The 16956-nt window shown below is 65.4% G+C and carries 13 protein-coding genes; 5 read left to right on the forward strand and 8 right to left on the reverse strand.

The annotated features are described in order from the left end of the window. Window positions 1-116: 116 nt before the first annotated feature. The 5 genes from ligA to MPN20_RS13795 form a co-directional block, all read right to left on the reverse strand. Complete coding sequence (gene ligA, locus MPN20_RS13775; RefSeq protein WP_242783041.1) at window positions 117-2441, reverse strand: NAD-dependent DNA ligase LigA; 2325 nt, start codon at window positions 2439-2441, stop codon at window positions 117-119. Then, entirely contained in the window at window positions 2438-3694 is a 1257-nt protein-coding gene (locus MPN20_RS13780; RefSeq protein WP_242783043.1) for a hypothetical protein, read from the reverse strand. The genes ligA and MPN20_RS13780 overlap by 4 nt, the downstream gene beginning before the upstream one ends. Further along, window positions 3687-5711, reverse strand: coding sequence for a prolyl oligopeptidase family serine peptidase (locus tag MPN20_RS13785; protein ID WP_242783045.1), 2025 nt, complete (start codon window positions 5709-5711; stop codon window positions 3687-3689). The genes MPN20_RS13780 and MPN20_RS13785 overlap by 8 nt, the downstream gene beginning before the upstream one ends. 85 nt (window positions 5712-5796) lie before the next feature. Continuing rightward, window positions 5797-6990 carry a tRNA 2-thiouridine(34) synthase MnmA gene (gene mnmA / locus MPN20_RS13790; protein ID WP_242783047.1) on the reverse strand — a complete coding sequence of 398 codons (1194 nt, stop codon included), beginning with the start codon at window positions 6988-6990 and terminating at the stop codon, window positions 5797-5799. Further along, window positions 6987-8198, reverse strand: a complete 1212-nt coding sequence (locus tag MPN20_RS13795; protein WP_242783048.1) for a cysteine desulfurase family protein — start codon at window positions 8196-8198, stop codon at window positions 6987-6989. The genes mnmA and MPN20_RS13795 overlap by 4 nt, the downstream gene beginning before the upstream one ends. A gap of 208 nt (window positions 8199-8406) precedes the next feature. Here MPN20_RS13795 and MPN20_RS13800 point away from each other — a divergent pair, with 208 nt between their 5' ends. Both MPN20_RS13800 and MPN20_RS13805 read left to right on the forward strand, forming a co-directional pair. Beyond that, complete coding sequence (locus tag MPN20_RS13800; RefSeq protein ID WP_242783049.1) at window positions 8407-8757, forward strand: hypothetical protein; 351 nt, start codon at window positions 8407-8409, stop codon at window positions 8755-8757. Window positions 8758-8882: 125 nt separating this feature from the next. Beyond that, window positions 8883-9275, forward strand: a complete 393-nt coding sequence (locus MPN20_RS13805) for a hypothetical protein (protein ID WP_242783057.1) — start codon at window positions 8883-8885, stop codon at window positions 9273-9275. A gap of 116 nt (window positions 9276-9391) precedes the next feature. On the opposite strand, the gene MPN20_RS13810 is transcribed toward MPN20_RS13805, so the two are convergent. The 3 genes from MPN20_RS13810 to MPN20_RS13820 form a co-directional block, all read right to left on the reverse strand. Then, window positions 9392-11221 carry a hypothetical protein gene (locus MPN20_RS13810; RefSeq protein ID WP_242783050.1) on the reverse strand — a complete coding sequence of 610 codons (1830 nt, stop codon included), beginning with the start codon at window positions 11219-11221 and terminating at the stop codon, window positions 9392-9394. A 47-nt stretch (window positions 11222-11268) separates the two neighbouring features. After that, window positions 11269-12225: a tetratricopeptide repeat protein gene (locus tag MPN20_RS13815; protein ID WP_242783051.1), complete on the reverse strand. Its 957-nt coding sequence runs from the start codon at window positions 12223-12225 to the stop codon at window positions 11269-11271. A 78-nt stretch (window positions 12226-12303) separates the two neighbouring features. Further along, the gene (locus MPN20_RS13820; protein WP_242783052.1) at window positions 12304-13923 is read right to left on the reverse strand and encodes a hypothetical protein; all 1620 of its coding nucleotides are present in this window, start codon (window positions 13921-13923) and stop codon (window positions 12304-12306) included. A gap of 159 nt (window positions 13924-14082) precedes the next feature. Here MPN20_RS13820 and orn point away from each other — a divergent pair, with 159 nt between their 5' ends. The 3 genes from orn to MPN20_RS13835 all read left to right on the forward strand — a co-directional run bounded on the left by orn (window position 14083) and on the right by MPN20_RS13835 (window position 16905). Further along, window positions 14083-14688: an oligoribonuclease gene (orn, locus tag MPN20_RS13825; protein WP_347566832.1), complete on the forward strand. Its 606-nt coding sequence runs from the start codon at window positions 14083-14085 to the stop codon at window positions 14686-14688. Between the two features lie 100 nt (window positions 14689-14788). After that, window positions 14789-15217, forward strand: a complete 429-nt coding sequence (locus MPN20_RS13830) for a metalloregulator ArsR/SmtB family transcription factor (protein WP_242783053.1) — start codon at window positions 14789-14791, stop codon at window positions 15215-15217. Further along, window positions 15214-16905, forward strand: a complete 1692-nt coding sequence (locus tag MPN20_RS13835) for a SulP family inorganic anion transporter (RefSeq protein ID WP_242783055.1) — start codon at window positions 15214-15216, stop codon at window positions 16903-16905. The genes MPN20_RS13830 and MPN20_RS13835 overlap by 4 nt, the downstream gene beginning before the upstream one ends. Window positions 16906-16956 lie beyond the last annotated feature (51 nt).

The raw sequence follows: 16956 nt of genomic DNA on the forward strand, positions 1-16956 counted from the left end.
CACGGGTTGCCTCATATCACTCGACGCCGACTTGTCGCTCGACACCGACTAGTCACTCGACACCGACTTATCACTCGACACCGGCTGCCAAGGTCACGCAAGGCTGCTCTCCGGCATCATTCGAGGCTGCCGGACTCCAACAGAGCGCGGAACGTGTCCTCGTCGAGGACAGGCACCCCGAGAGATTCGGCCTTTTCGAGCTTCGATCCGGCGTTCTCCCCCGCCACCACGTAGTCCGTCTTCTTCGACACGGAGCTCGAGGCCTTACCGCCGGCCCCGACGATCGCCTCTTTGATTCCGTCGCGGGTGAATGTGCTCAGCGAACCTGTGGCGACGATCGTCAGACCGGCCAGGGTCTGTGCTCCGACCTCCTGCTCCTCGTCCTCCATCCGGACTCCGGCAGCGCTCCACTGCTCGACGATCTCGATGTGCCAGTCGATGGCGAACCAGTCCCGGATGCTCTCTGCGATCGTCGGTCCGATGCCGTCGACGGCCGAGAGCTCATCGAGCTCGGCTGCCCGGATGGCATCGAGGGTGCGGAAATGGGCGGCCAGTGTCCGTGCGGCCGTCGGACCGACGTGCCTGATCGACAGGGCCACGAGGACCCGCCACAGATCCTGGTCTTTGGCCTTGTCCAACTCATCGAAGAGCTTCTTCGTGTTTGCGCTCGGAGAACTCGGCTTCTTCGCTGTGCCTCTCGTATAGAAGTAGGGAACGAGTTCCCGTTCACCGGTTTCCACGCCTTTGACCTTCTTGTCCCGCCAGATCTTCACATCGGCGAGCTCCTCGGGCGTGAGGTCGAAGAGGAATGCCTCCGAGGTCAACGGCGGCTGCTCGGGCTCGGCAGGTGCTGTCAGTGCGAGTGCAGCCTCTTCACCCAGCGCCTCGATGTCGAAGGCTGCGCGGGACGCCAGATAGAAGATGCGATTGGCCAATTGGGCCGGGCAGGAGCGAGAGTTCGGGCAGCGCAGATCCTTGTCGCCGGCCTTCTGCTCGCCCAGCTTCGTCCCACACGATGGGCAGTGGGTGGGCATGACGAACTCGTGCTCGCTGCCGTCTCGCTGGGCCACGACGGGCCCGAGCACCTCGGGGATGACGTCGCCTGCCTTGCGCAGCGTCACGGTGTCGCCGATGAGTACGCCCTTGCGCTTGACCTCGTAGCCGTTGTGCAGGGTGGCCCGCTCGACCGTGGACCCGGCGACGGTCACCGGCTCCATCACGGCGAACGGGGTCACACGACCCGTCCGGCCCACCTGCACCTGGATGTCGATGAGTTTGGTCGTGACCTCCTCCGGCGGGTATTTGAAGGCCGTCGCCCACCTCGGTGCCCGTGAGGTGTAGCCCAGGGTCTCCTGGACGGCGATGTCATCGATCTTGATGACGATGCCGTCGATCTCGTGGGTGACGTCGTGGCGGTGTTCGCCGTAGTAGGTGATGAAGTCCTCGATCTCGTCGACCGTGTCGAGGACTTTGAAGTATTCGCTGATCGGCAGGCCCCACGACCGGAACTGCTCATAGACCTCAGACTGATGCGCAGGCTCCGGGTGCGAGTCATCGGCCGGCGTCCACACGGCGATGCCGTGGACGAGCATGTGCAGAGGCCGCACTGCGGTGACAGCAGGGTCCTTCTGCCGCAGGGAGCCTGCGGCAGAATTCCGTGGGTTCGCGAACGGAGCCTTGCCCTCGGCCACGAGTGCCGCGTTGAGCTCGGTGAACTTCTCGAGCGGGAAGAATACCTCCCCGCGGATCTCGACCTCTGCCGGCGGATAGTCCGTGTCCAAGTGATCGGGGATGTCGGCGATCGTGCGCACATTGGCGGTGATGTCCTCGCCGATGCGCCCGTCGCCGCGGGTGGCGGCTCGCACGAGCTCGCCGTTGCGGTAGAGCAGGTTGACGGCCAATCCGTCGATCTTGAGCTCGCACAGGAACTTCGACCGCGCCGAGGTGGCAGCTCGGACCCGGTCGTACCATCCCCTCAACTCCTCGAAGTCGAAGACGTTGTCGAGGCTATACATCCGCCCGATGTGCTCGACCGGGGAGAACGTGATCGTGTCGACGCTGCCGCCGACTGTCTGGGTCGGTGAGGAGTCCGTGACGAGTTCCGGGAACTTCTCCTCGAGATCTTCGAGTCGATGAACGAGCTCGTCGTATTCGGCGTCGGCCATGAGCGGAGAGTCGTCGACGTAGTAGGCGGCACGCTGCTCTTCGATCTTCTCGACGAGCCCAGCATGGGCCTGCGCACGAGCAGTGGCGTCGGAGAGGTCAGTGGCGTCGGAGAGGTCAGCTGCGTCGGAGAGGTCAGTGGCGTCGGAGAGGTCAGCTGCGTCGGAGAGGTCCGCTGCGTCAGAGAGGTCCGCTGCGTCAGAGAGGTCCGCTGCGTCAGAGAGGTCAGCTGCATCGGAGTCCTCGCGGGCAGCAGCATCCTTAGGCGTCTTAGTCATTCGATCTCCTCAAAGGCACGCCGCAGACCGGCGGCGATCATCATCGTTCCCAGGCTCAGATTCTTCGCGTTCGGTCCGGCCGTGTCCACAGGCGCCTTCGAACCGGCATCAGACCCAGCCGGCGCATTCGATTCTCCTGTGTCCCCTGACCCGACTGGTGCTCCTACCGAGGTCAGCAGCGGCGGATAGGTCATCGGCAGCTCCTCTCCCGCAAGGACTCCGAAATCACGCAGGGTGGAGGCACCCATGCCGATCCTTCTCCACGGCTCCTCGATTCGCTTCAGCCAGTGCTTGACCTCCTTCGGCCTCGACCCTGCGTGCTGAGGCAGATGCAGCCAAGGCCCGACCCCAGCCTCGGCGATCATGGCCATCTGCTCCCAACCGCGTGCCTTCAGGCTAGCCAACGGCACTGACACGGCGGTGGCACCGGAGTTGCGAACCACCTCGGCGGCGGTGATCTCCTTGCCCTGGAGATGGACGGGTTCAGCGTCGGGCAGGCTCAGCAGCACGGGCGGAAGGTGGCTCAGCGTCGACTGGAGGGCAGCGTAGACCTGCGTTTCACTGACGGCAGGCAACGTCCCCCAGCCCGAGACTGTAGGCCAGGTGCCCGTGAGCACCGGCCGCAGACGAGACTCGACCAGGCGGATCACCGGCTGCAGACCGAGCCCGGAGAGCTTGGCTGCGAACTCGGCGATGCCGAAGGCGTAGGCCTGGACGACGTCACGGCGAGCCCCGAAGTCCCCGAGCACGCCGGCTCCGGAGCTCAGACTCAACGCGGTCACCAGCGTCCAGGGGCCTGGCAAGGAGACCTGGACCTGGCCGGTGTATCCCTCGCCGTATTCGGCAATCGCGTCGAAGGCTTCGCTCAGCGCGGAAGATTCGAGCCGTTCGTCCCTGCCTCCCGCACTCGTCAGCCGCCACCCGAAGGAAGCGCGGTCGACGTGGAGCTCGGTGAGCAGGCCGACCGCACGGCCGATCGCATCGGCACCCCAACGGTCTGCGGAGGGATGAGCGCTCAGCGGCACGGGCGGAAGGTGCCCGCCGAGGAGGTCGAACGCTGCCGAGGCCGCTTCCCGAACCGGGCTGTTCGCGCTGTAGCCAGCGGCTCCGGAGACCGAACCGGCCGCTGCGTCGGGGCGAGGACCCGGGACCCATATTCCAGTTGTCGTGCCGGCGGGGGCGACGGTTGTCGGCAGGTCAGCTGACGAGTCGTCGGCTGACGCTTGGTCGGCAGTGCTGCGGAACTCAGGCATGTCGGCGACTGCGCGGGATTCCGAAGACGTCGGCATAGAATCCAAACTCGCTTTCCAGGGAATCGATGATGGTCTCAGCACGGACGAATCCGTGCGATTCGCCCTTGTACAGACGGTAAATGTACTCCACTCCGGCCAGTTCGAGAGTATCGACGAAATCCTGGGCCTGGCTGGGCGGGACGATGGGATCCCGATCGCCCTGCATGATCGCGACCGGGACTGAAATGTCAGTCGTCCGCCTGATCGGCGACCGGGAGATGTAGGCGTCCTGGGCTTGGGGCCAGGGGCCGACGAGCCCGTCGATGTAGTGACGCTCGAAATCGTGTGTGTCGACGACGAAGCGCATGAGGTCGGTGACTCCGAAATACGAGGTGCCGCAGGCGAAGACATCGGTCGAGGCCAGCGCCGAGAGCACGGTCCAGCCACCCGAGGAAGCTCCCGAGATCGCAATGCGCTGCGGGTCGACGAGTCCCTCGGCGATGAGGCCGGCCACAGCGGCAACGGTGTCATCGACGTCGACGATGCCCCACTCGCCGCGCAGTCGATTTCGCCAGACGCGGCCGTAGCCGGTCGACCCGCCGTAGTTGACCTCGAGCACTCCGATTCCACGCGAGGTGAAGAAGCTGGTGCGCGCCGACATGTCAGGGGTCGACTGCCCTGTGGGCCCTCCGTGGATGGAGACCACATAGGGCGGACGCTCACGTTCGCGAGCTGCGAAGCGCGGGTTGCGCGGTGGGTGGATGACGACGGGAACGGAGCCCAGCTCACGCGCATAGGGGCGTGAGCAGTACTCGATGTGAGCGTCGAGTCGCTCCTTGGCGATCTCGATGAAGGCACCGCTCACTCGGTCGACAGCGTAGAGTGCACCGGTCGACTCGGCTGTCTTCGCGGTCAGCAGCACATGGGTCCGGCTGAGGTCGAGAAGCTCGAGGCTGCCGAACTGCTGACCGGGGATCGTGATCTCCTCGGCTTCGATCGATGGACCTGAGTTCGGATCGTCCGCGAACGGATCGGCCGCGGTCTCCTCGGCGACGGCTGGCAGCTTCACACGGACCAGAGCCGCAGTGGAGGACTGAGAATGCGCCCAGATCTCCTTCTCATCGCGCAGGTACCAGCGCGGGCCTAACTGCCACAGGGCTCCACCGATCTCCGCCCCGGTGTCGAGGACGGGGCTCAGATCCGAAACTTCGAGTTGTTCGACAGTGGTGTGAGCGGTGTTCTTGCCTCTCTCCGTTCCGGTCATCGGTTCGAAGTCGAGCGAGTACAGCGACCAGTGCCCGTTGTGATCGGAGCTGATCAGGAGCGATGAGTCCGAGGTGAACTCGGGTTGCAGGAGTGCGACGTCATGGCCGTGGAGAACGGCAGCGGCGGGAATGTCTGCGGTGCGCACATCGATGAGCCACAGACTCGTCGAGTCCCACGGCATGTTCGGGTGCTCCCAGCCGATGAATGCCAATGTGCTGCCGTCCGGCGACAGTCGTGGCCAGGCCACGAAATAGGAGTGGCGCGAGAGCACATTCATCGTCCCATGCTTGGTGATGAGGACGATCGCGCGGTCCCGCACGGTCGACCGGCAGTCTTCGCGCACACACAGCAGCCCCCACCTGGTCATGCGCAGATCCCCATACCGGATCCGCCCGGAGGTGTCCGGGGTCAGGGCATGCGGAGACCTGCCGGGAACGATCTGCCACACCCGCTGATCGGCGGCGTTGACGAAATAGATGACCTCACTGCCCGGATCCAGCGCCCAGGCGGCTCCGCCGTACTCATGAACCGAGGAGCGGATGTTGAATTCCGACGGCAGGATCTGCTCTTTCAGCCCGGGGCGCGACAGCGAAGTCCGGAACAGCCCGGTCCGCGAATTCTCGGCAGGGATCTTCGCTGAGAAGAAGACGTGCTCACCACGGAAAGCCGCGTCGAAGATCGGTGCGGACCCAGCGGCAACCTCGGCGGCGCTCAACGGCGACGTCCAGGTTCCGAACGGAGCCGTGACGACATCCTGGGGGCATTCCTTCATGTCACCCAGATTAACTCACACGCGCAGGCTCACTCAGACGCTGTGCAGCCATGGACATCGAGCAGACTCAGCTGCCCGAAGGCATTCAGACGCCGAGGCGGTCCTTAGCGGTGACGTCGATCGTGGCCTGTCCGAGCACCCGGGTTCCCCGGTAGATGACCATGGTCTGGCCCGGCGCGACGCCCGAGAGTTCGGAGTCGACGTCGATGTGCATGAGCTGGCCGGCAGGACGGGCAGCAGGTACCTCGACCTCATCGACGACGGGGTTGACCTCATGCTCGGGTGCCTCGGAGATGTAGTCGCCCAGCCAGGCCCGAGCGGGAACAGGGTCGCTGTGAGCCCGGATCTGGACCTCGCAGTCGATTCCGGTAGCCGGATCGGTGCCGATGTCTGTCGGTGCTGAGCCTGCCCAGGTAGTGCGGATGCCGGTCAGATGGGAGACGGACAGATCCGCGCGCGACCCCACGGTCACGGTGTTCGACGCCGGATCGAGCCCGGTCACGAAGCGCGGCTGACCGTCGGCGGCAGGCTTCTGGATCCCCAAGCCCTTGCGCTGACCGATCGTGTACGTCATGGCGCCATCGTGCTCACCGAGGACTTCGCCCTCAGAGTCTTTGATGAGACCGGGACGCATCGGGATCTTGTCGGCCAACCAGGCCTTCGTGTCGCCGTCGGGGATGAAGCAGATGTCATACGAGTCGGGCTTGTTGGCCACGGAGAAGCCGCGCTCGGCGGCCTCGGCGCGCACCTCGGCCTTCGACGCAGTGGCGCCGATCGGGAAGTAGCAGTGCTCGAGCTGGTCACCGGTCAGAACGCCGAGGACGTACGACTGGTCCTTCGCCAGATCCTCACCGCGGTGGAGTTCCGGTCGCCCGTGCTCGTCACGGAGAACCTCGGCGTAGTGGCCCGTGGCGATGGCATCGAAGCCCAGCGCCAGGGCCCTGTCGAGGAGAGCTGCGAACTTGATGCGTTCGTTACAGCGCATGCAGGGGTTGGGTGTGCGCCCGGCAGCGTACTCGGCGATGAAGTCATCGACGATGTCCTCCTTGAACCGCTCGGAGAAGTCCCAGACGTAGAACGGGATGTCGAGCATCCCGGCGACGCGGTGTGCGTCGCGGGAGTCCTCGATCGTGCAGCAGCCGCGCGAGCCCGTACGCAGGGTTCCGGGCATGCGAGACAGTGCGAGATGGACGCCGACGACTTCGTGGCCGGCATCGACAGCGCGAGCGGCGGCGACCGAAGAGTCGACTCCGCCGGACATGGCGACGAGAATTTTCATGATGCTCCTTGCATCCAGCGTGGAGTGGCCGAGACCATACCGGCCCGGCGAGCCTGTTCGACGACCTCTGGCAACACTTCGAGAAGATGATCGACCTCGTCCTCCGTGGAGTCATGGCCGAGACTGAAGCGCTGCGCCGACCGCGCGACGTCCTCTTCCATGCCGCACGCAAGCAACACATGGGAGGGACGCGAGACTCCGGCCGAACAGGCCGATCCGGTCGAGGTGGCCAGTCCTCTGGCGTCGAGGCCGAAGAGAAGTGAATCGCCTTCGCACCCGGCGAAGGTGAAGTGCGCATTCGCGGGAAGCCGGCCGTCACCTCGGCGACCGGAGAGCCGGACATCGGGGATCGCAGCCTCGATGCCGGCGATGAGCCGATCGCGCAGGAACGAGAATCGGGCTGCGCGGGCGTCGAGGTCGGATGTTGCGAGGTCGACAGCCTTCGCGAACGCCACGGCCCCGGCCACGTCGAGCGTGCCCGAGCGCACGCCGCGCTCCTGGCCGCCGCCGTGCAGGATCGGGGCAGGTGCGGCAGCGCGATCGAGCAGCAGCGCGCCGATGCCGACGGGGCCGCCGATCTTGTGCGCGGTGATCGACATCGCGGTGGCGCCGAGCGCGGCGAAGTCCAATGGAATCTGCCCGAGGGCTTGAACCGCGTCGATGTGGAACGGGACGCCGAGCTCCTTGGCGGCCACACCGATCTCGGCGATCGGCTGGAGGGTGCCGATCTCATTGTTCGCAGCCATCACGGAGATCAGTGCTGTCCGCTCCGGATCACGGCGCAGCTCGGTCAGCGCCGCCTCGAGGTCGAGGAATCCGTCCTCATCGACGTCGAGGTAGACGACCTCCGCGCCCTGGCTCTCAAGCCATTCCACGGAGTCGAGGATCGCGTGATGCTCGATCGTCGTCGTCAGTACGCGGGGGCGGGCAGGTGAGTCGAAGGTGCCGCTGTTGCGGGAGAGGTAGAGGCCTTTGAGTGCGAAGTTGTCCGCCTCGGTGCCGCCGGAGGTGAAGATGACCTCGGACGACGTTGCAGCGCCCACTCCCCTGGCGACGTCCTCACGCGCGGTTTCGATGCGCATCCGCGCGGCCTGCCCGACGGCGTGCAGAGCTGAGGGGTTGGCGCGTCGGCTCAGCTCCGTGGTGTAGACGTCGAGCACCTCGGGCGGCATCGGCGAGGTGGCTGCGTGGTCAAGATAAATCGGCACTCTCACTACTTTAGGCCTCGTGTGGTGCTACGGCCAGAGGCCGTGCCACATCTCACCCTGCGCGGCGCCTCGTCTGACCGGTTCCGTGTCCCATCTGACCGGATCCGTGTCCCATCTGACCGGTTCCGTGTCCCATCTCACCGGATCCGCCCGCAGTCACTGAAGCCTGTGCACACGGACGGACAGGCTGGCGACTAAACTGGGCCGGGTGTTCACCGTCTACACCATCATGCTCTGTGCCGTCACCGTCGTGCTGACCGTCTGGTCGATCGTCGAGACCATTCGCAATCGACCCGCGGGCAAAGCTCTTCTCGGGGCATCCGCGCTGCTCCTGCTGCTGCTCATCGTGCAGCTGGTGCTCTCGATCGTCACCTTCAGCTCGACGCACGACGTCGACCCGCTCCTGTACTTCGGCTATGTCATCACCGCGATTCTCGTGGTCGCCTTGGCCGGATTCTGGGCGTTCGCGGAGCTGAGCAGGTGGGGGCCGGGGGTCCTTGCCGCTGCAGGGCTGACGGTGCTCGTGATGATTGAGAGATTGGACCAGATTTGGCACTGAAGAATCGCAAGGGCAACGGCACCAACGGTGTCGACGCCGCAGGCCGCACCACTGCTGCTGACGATCGCAGGCGAGCAGTCGCCTCGGCGCGGCAGGAACGACGTGCCCGCTCGCCGTACTCGGCGATGCACACCGGCCCCGGACGCGCTCTGACCGCGGTCTACGGGATCTTCGCTCTCTCTGCCACGGCTCGCGCCGGCTACCAGCTCATCCGCGAGTTCGACGTCGCTCCGGTCGCCTATTCGCTGTCCGCGTTCGCCGCCGTCGTCTACATCGTCGCCACAATCTGCCTGGTCATCGGCAACCGCACCTCGCACCGGATCGCCATCGCCTCATGCGTCGTCGAGTTCGTCGGCGTGATCGTCGTCGGAATCCTCAGCTTTACGCATCCAGAGGACTTCGCGAACCCGTCCGTGTGGTCGTCCTTCGGCATCGGCTACGGATTCATTCCGCTCATCCTGCCGCTGGTCGGCCTGTGGTGGCTCGCCCTCGTCGGCCGCCGCATCCGCACCGCCTGAGCGTCCCTGATCGCAGGGCAGGGCACCCGCCGCTCAGCCCGGCCTAGCCCAGGTCAGTCCAGCCCGACCCAGTTCAGCCCGGTCCAGCCCAGCCCAGCCCAATCAGGCTGTCAGCGTCACTCGATCCGTGAGGACAGGACGTTCCAGTCGGTGGCGACCACGCTCATCTTGTCGCCGATCTTCATCAGCACGTAGGGATGAGAGGTCTCGACCTTGACCGTGTTGCCCTTCTTGTCGTTGGTCTTCACTGCTTCGATCGTGTCGCCCAGATCGACTGAGTAGTCGTCAGGCACCTTGATCGTCAGGGTGCAGCGCGCCTCGCCCAGACCGATCGCACCATGCTCCGTGCTCAGCGTCATCGAGCCGAAGTCGAAGTCCGTGTAGGGCTTGCACTCGACATCGACCTTGTCGAAGCCGGAGTCCTTGTCGCGCAGACCGTCCAGGTAATCCCGGAAGTCCTTGAACCCGCCTTCGTTGAGGCCGGTGAAGTCACTGCCATCGGCTTTGCCGTCGACAAGGTAAGACGAGACAGCCTCGGCGCCCTTCGGCAAAGTATCGTTGAACGCCTTCGGTCCGGTCTTCACAGCACCGCTGCCGTCGGCCAGGAGCGTCGGCATCTGATCCGCCGGAATGTAGGAAGCGGTGCGCACGATCGGCTGGGTCGATGCCGATTCCCTCGTCACCAGCTGAACCTGGGTGAGCTTCTTGCCGTCGGACTCGGTGGTGCCGAAGGCGTAGAACCACATCGGATACTTCTCGAAGCTCGGACCGCCGGCAACGACCTCGGTGAAGTTCGGGGCCCGCAGATGCTGCTTGGCCTTCTCCGCGATCTGGATCTGCGCGCGCGTCCGATCGATGATGGGCTCACCCTGAATGGACTCGAGGTCGGTGCCCCCGTTGTCGAGGATCTTGTCGAGCGACTCGGTGTAGTTCGTCATGAACGTCCCCGCCTCGCCCGGACGCACCGCGGTCCGCTCGTAGGGGGTGATGTTCGGGGAGTCCGGCTGTGCCACCGGCAGAGCGCTGCAACCGCTCAGCGCCAGCCCTGAGCCCAAGGTGATCGCCGTGGCGATGCGCAGCGACCCTTTTCTACGCAGATCCCGGCGCCGAGGCGGTGCCTGGCTGCCGCTGTTCGTGTCTGCAGGTTCGGGGTTCGGGCGAGCGTCCGGACCGGCGGTTTCGGAACTCGGCTCGGCACCGGCACCTGCAGGTTCGGGACTCGAGTGCTCAGGGGGTTCGTCAGCCCTGCCGCGGTCATCGTCTGCAGCCGGCCGGGGCCGGGTGCGTCGTGTTCCGGCCATCGACGTGCCTCGATTCGCAGTCGCCTCGTCCGTGAGCGTGCTCTCGCCGCCCGGGAGTCCGGTCTTCTTCTGGGGCCGGATGCGGGAGTTGAACCAGCGGAGGAAGAAGAACGCGGCCAGTCCGGCCAGGATGATGCCCAGCGCGATGCCGATCAGGCTCAGCGCGAAGACTCCTGCCACACGCATCTTCAGTGTCACGGTCGTGCCGTCGAGATTCTCGTCGGCATTCGCCGGAGCGATGACGAGGACCTGCGGGTCGGCGTCGAGGTCGAACGTCTTCGCGACGCTCTGGCCGGTGTCCTGGCTCGTCCACCAGTCCCTGCTCGTGATGTCCGCAGCGGGTGCCGGGTCTCCGGGGATGGCTCGGTGATCGACTTCGTTGGGGAACTGGACGTCGCTGATCTGCTCCTGCGCCACTCCGTCGAGGAAGCTGTCGGCATCGACGCCGTTCGCGGTGCCGAGGAACAGATCGGTGCCCTGCGAGTTCTTGGCCTCAACGGTGACGCTCGTGCCTGCATACGGCACGATCGCTTCGTCGAGCACAACCGCGTAGGAGCCGTCCTTGACGCTGAAGGCTTTGGTCTCCGTCTCCTCGTCGGTTCCGACGACGGAGAGTGCGGAGATCACCAGGACTGCCACGGCCACGGCTGCGGCCGCGAGCAGAATGGCTGTGATGAGGCGGGTTCGCTGGATCAGAACAATGCCCTCATCAGTGCGGTGCGGGCTTTGGTCACAGCCGGGTCGTCGGCGCCGAGGACGTCGAAGAGTTCGAGGACGCGCAGACGCAGCGATTCCTTCTCATCTCCGGCGCTCACCCGGATCAGCGAGATCAGACGGCTGAATGCGCCGCTCGGGTTGCCTCCGACGACTTCCGCGTCGGCCGCCCGCTTGGCTGCTTCGACGTCCTTCGGGTTCGCATCGGCCGCTGCGATGAGCTGCTGCGGATCGGCGTCGATGAGTCGTCGGCCGAGACCGGATCGGGCGAGGCCGAACTTGGCCTCCTCATCCGCCGGTGACGCCGCCAGAGCCGCTTTGAAGAGGGACTCTGCGGTGTCGAAGTCGCCCTGGTTGAGAGCCGCTTCCGCCTCCGGATGGGCCGGGCCTGCAGGTTCAGGCTCTGCGCCGGCGACGACGGCATGACCGGTCACGCCGTTCTGCGACGCGAGCTTGAGGAGCTCGTCGAAGTACGCCTTGACCTGATCCTCGGGCAGCGCGCTCTGGAACAGCGGAACGGGCTGGCCCTTGACGATGGCGATGACGTTGGGGATCGACTCCACACCGAAGGCCTGCTGCAGACGCGGGTTCGCGTCGACATCGACCTTGGCCAGGACCAGGCGACCACCGAACGATTCGACGACGCGCTCGATGATCGGTGAGAGCTGCTTGCCGGGTTCGCTCCATTCGGCCCACAGGTCGATGACGACGGGGACACGATCGGACATCGCGACGACGTCGTTAAACGATGCCTCGTCGACAGTGAAGACCAACGCGGGCACCTGAACCGCGTTCGGGTCCTGCGCTCCAGCGGCAGAAGCCTGCCCACCGCTGCTGCCGGCACCGTGTGGCATGTTCTTGCTGCGCACAGCCGACAGGTCGAGCCCCTGGTTCTGATTCTGCTGCGGATTGTCCTGCGAGGGATCCAATGACACGTGGTCTCCTTTATTGCGCGAGGTTATGCTTCGGCTCCGGCTTCAGCTTAGAACCTATCAACACCGATCACCGTGCGACTATTTCAGCTTCGCGTCGCTGAGCGTCTCCAGGCCGCCGATGAGCCGCACCTTGCCGTCCTTGGGCACCAGGAACGTCAGCACCTGGTGCGTCTTAGTCGTCACGGACTTCTGCGTGCTGTCCGATCCGGTCAGCTCCTTCTGCGGCGATGAGAGCGACAGCGTTCCGGTGCGGCCGTCGACCGACTCCGGACTGATCGTGGCTTCGGCCTCGATGACTCCGGTGACCACGGCGGCATCGCCGGCAGTGCCCTGCGCGACGATCTCCTTGCCCGGGGTGTACTTGTAGTCGACCTTGGCCTTTCCGGCCTCGGCGCTCTTCTTCTGTTCCTTCTGGTTCTTCCAGACCAGCGACGAGAAGCTATCGGATTCGAAACCCTTCGCCGGCTTCGAGCCCTCGCCCTCCCCCAGCGCCTTGGCGTAGTCCTCGACGACCTTCTGCGGGGTCGAGACGAAGCCCTTGGCGGTGGGTTCGAGCAGCTTCGAGCCCTGCCGGGCATCGGGGATCTCCGGCAGCTTCGTGCCCGGGACCAGCTGGGTCTGCGACCACAGTTTGTAGTCGTCGCGCGGCGCGTCCTGGGTCAGAACGAGCAGCTGGGTGTCGTTGCCTGCCGAGGTGATGAGGCTGGTCATGCGCGGCCAGGTGTCGGTCGCGGCGGTGTAGTTGACGACGATCTTCTCGTTGGCAACGGCCGGCGGCAGCTTCTGGTCCTTGACCTTCTTCTTCACTGTGTAGAGGTCTTCGCGCTGCTTGAGCGCAGGCCCGGTGGCCCGCTCTTCGAGCTTCTTCTTGTCGGTGCCCTTGTCTGCCGCTTTGAGGTCCTCGGCCACGGAGTCGAGGATCCGTTTGGCCTGGTCCTCGTTCACTCCCGCCGCCGGGGAGCTCGGCGCTTCCGAGGGTTTCGGGGTGGGCAGTTCGTCCGATCCGCAGGCGCTGAGCGCCAGGACGGGAACGATCGCGAAGGCAGTGCCGTATTCGGCGAGTTTGCGACGTCGTTCCTGGCGGGCCTTGTGTCGGTTGGCTTCCTTCTTCGCGCTGTTGCGTCCGAGGAAGAGGAGGACGAGGCCTCCGACGAAGATTGCTCCGCCGATGACCATCAGCGGAATCGCCCATGGCGTCTCCGCATGATTCGGCCAGGAGATCGTGACTGTCTTGACGTCACCGGCCTTGCCGCTGCCGGCAATGAGGAAGCCGGTCCGATTCGCATCGTCCGTCCAGTCGAGGCTGACGCTGTCGGTGCCCGTGACTTCGGAGTTCCAGAGGTCGGCACCTGCAGGGTTGGGCGTCTCCGCCTTGCCCTCCTTCGACTTCACGGTCAGCCCACCGTCGGGAGCCAGTCCGGTCACCCGGGCGATCTGCGAGTTGCCGGCCCAGGCATTGACGTTCTCGATCGGCGCCTGAGCAATGGTGAGATCGCCGGAGCCCTTGACGTTGAGGGTCGCTGGGGTGTCGTAGAGGTTGAGCATGCCGGGGTCGACGACGACGGCCGGTGTGTCTGCATCGATCTGTGCGGTGGCGGTGATCGTGTCATCCGGCGCCCACAGGGTCTTCTGCAGGATCCCGAGGCCTCCGACAACGACACCCACCACCATGAGAATCACAGCAAGTGTGTAGCGCACGTACGAACCCTTCCCCTCAAAACAGACTTCATGTCGTCCCGAGTTCGGACACGGGACAGTCCAAGTTTAGGTCACAGCGTTCCCTTTGGTTTTGTGCGTGCACTCAGCGTGTGTCGGCGCCCACAGACAGGAGCCGTCGATCTGGCCTAAGCTGGTCTGGTGAGTAACGACAAAATTGTGTGGATCGACTGTGAGATGACCGGCCTCGATGAGGTGAAGGACGAACTCGTCGAAGTGGCGGCCGTCATCACCGACTTCGACCTCAAACCGCTCGACGAGGGCATCGACATCGTCATCAAGCCCTCGGCGGCAGCGCTGGAGAACATGAATGACTTCGTCACGAAGATGCACACGACCTCGGGCCTGATCACCGAACTCGACGGCGGCACGACGATCGCCGACGCCCAGACCCAGGTGCTTGACTACATCAAGAAGCACGTCCCCGAGGCCGGCAAGGCACCCTTGGGCGGCAACTCCGTGGGCACCGACAAGGTGTTCCTCACGAAGCAGATGCCCGAGCTCGTCGACTACCTCCACTACCGGATCATCGACGTCTCCTCGATCAAAGAACTGAGCAAGCAGTGGTTCCCGCGGGCCTACTTCCAGTCCCCCGAGAAGCACGGCGGTCACCGAGCTCTTGGCGACATCCTCGACTCGATCATGGAGCTCAAGTACTACCGGAGGGCCGTGTTCTCCGCAGAGGGACCCACCTCCGATGAGGCCAAGACCATTGCCGCCGAGGTATCGGCCGACTTCTCGCACTGAGCTGAGCCGATCGCCAGGCTGCCGCTCCCGCCTCTTCTGAACTGACATCCGAACCGATCGGTTCGCGCCATCGGCGTCGGTGTGAAATGATGATTCCATCATGTCATTAAGTCATCTTCAGCGCCCGCTCTACGAAGTCAAGGCCAACCTCTTCAAAGGCCTGGCACATCCCTACCGGATCCGGATCCTCGAACTGCTCGCCGGAGCCGACGAGGTCAGCGTCGCCGAACTGCAGTCGGAGACCGACCTCGAGGCCTCGCATCTGTCTCAGCATCTCGCGGTCCTGCGCAGACATCGACTCGTCCTGTCCGAACGACGGGCCAGCCACGTCTACTACCGGCTGGCCGACCGCCGCACCGCCGAGCTTCTCGCTGTCGCCCGAGCCCTGCTGCTGACCATGCTCGAAGAGGATGAGGGACGGCTGGCGGACGCCCGCACCCTGCCGCAGATCCCCCGGACCTCGTCGCAGGAGTCCCGAACCTCGTCGCAGGAGTCCCGGACGACCGTGTCTGAAAGCCCGCTGTCATGACGTCCGCAAGCTCTGCCTCAGCGATCTGGGGCGGCCTTGTCCGCCATGGCCGCTCACTCCTGCCCACACCTGCCGACTACCGCGCCACGCCCCGGACCTGGGCGAAGGACCTCCTGGCGGGAGTCACCGTCGGCATCGTTGCCCTGCCGCTCGCGCTCGGCTTCGGGGTCAGCTCGGGCCTGACCGCGGAGCAGGGTCTGATCACGGCGATCGTCGCAGGCATCCTCGCCGCGATCTTCGGCGGCTCCCACGTGCAGATCTCCGGACCGACCGGCGCGATGGCCGTCGTGCTCATCCCGATCGTCGCCAGCCAGGGCGCCGGTGCCGTCGTGGCGGTCACGCTCATCGCCGGCATCATCGTCGTCACGGCCGGTGTCCTCCGCCTGGGCCGTGCCGTGTCGTTCATCCCGTGGCCGGTCATCGAGGGGTTCACCCTGGGAATCGCCGCGATCATCTTCCTCCAGCAGGTTCCCTTCGTCACCACACCGCAGGGCTCGCATCCCGGCGAGCACAGCACGAACGCGTTCGTCGCCGCCGGGCAGCTCATCGCCGAGGCGGACTGGTCGTACCTGCCCTACTCACTGTCCGCGGTCGCCATCGTCGTCATCTGCATGGTCATCGCACCGAAGATCCACGCGGCGATCCCGGGTTCCCTCGTGGGCATCGTCATCGTCACGATCCTCGCCGCGATCGTGCCCAACCCCCTGGCCACGATCGGTGAGATCCCGCAGTCGCTGCCGCTGCCGGCACTGCCGTCGATCGACCTCTCTGCACTCGGCGGGCTGCTGCCCGCTGCGGGAACGATCGCCGCACTCGCAGCGATCGAATCACTGCTCTCGGCTCGAGTGGCCTCGTCGATGTCGGATTCGGGCGCCTACCACCCGGACCGGGAACTCGTCGGCCAGGGCATCGCCTCGATCGGGTCGTCGCTGTTCGGCGGCATGCCCGCCACCGGCGCGATCGCCCGGACCTCGGTCAACATCCGCTCCGGCGGTCGCACGCGCCTGTCGGCCATCGTCCACGCGCTCGTTCTGCTTGCTATCGTCCTCGTTGCCGCCGCGCCGGTGGGGCGGATCCCGCTGGCGGCGCTCGGCGGAGTCCTGTTCGTCACCGCTGTGCGGATGGTCCACCCGGCGACGGTTCGGGCAATCCTGCGCTCGACGCGCTCCGACGCGGCGGGCTTCATCGTCACCGCGCTCATCACCATCTCCTTCGACCTCATCGTGGCCGTGGGAATCGGCATGGTCGTCGCCGCGGTCTTCGCGCTCCGCAACCTCTCTCGCGCCACGGGCGTCACGGTCGAGCCGGTCGCCGCCCCGGACGACGAGCGACCCGGAGACGGAAAGATCGCGATCGTGCGCTTCGACGGCCCGCTGTTCTTCGCCTCTTCGGATCGGGTCTTCGACGAAGTCATGAAGCTCGACGGTCTGGTCGTGGTCATTCTGCGCATGTCCCAGCTCGAACTCGTCGACGCCTCGGGCGCCCGTATCCTCTCCGAGGTGGTCCGCGCCTTCGAACGCCGCGGCATCACCGCGCTCATCAAAGGGGTCAAGGACAGCCACGTGGAACTGTTCCGCCACGTCGGGGTGCTGGGCGCTCTGCGGCACCACAAGCATCTGTTCGACGATCTGCCCTCGGCCATCGAGCATGCCCGTTCACACGTGGAGAGAGCCGCGCAGAAGAGCTAAGACACAGCACAGAGCAGGGAGCACAGAACACACAGCAGGGCCGCTGAGACC

It is taken from the genome of Brevibacterium sp. ZH18, assembly GCF_022748595.1.
Taxonomy (GTDB): Bacteria; Actinomycetota; Actinomycetes; order Actinomycetales; family Brevibacteriaceae; genus Brevibacterium.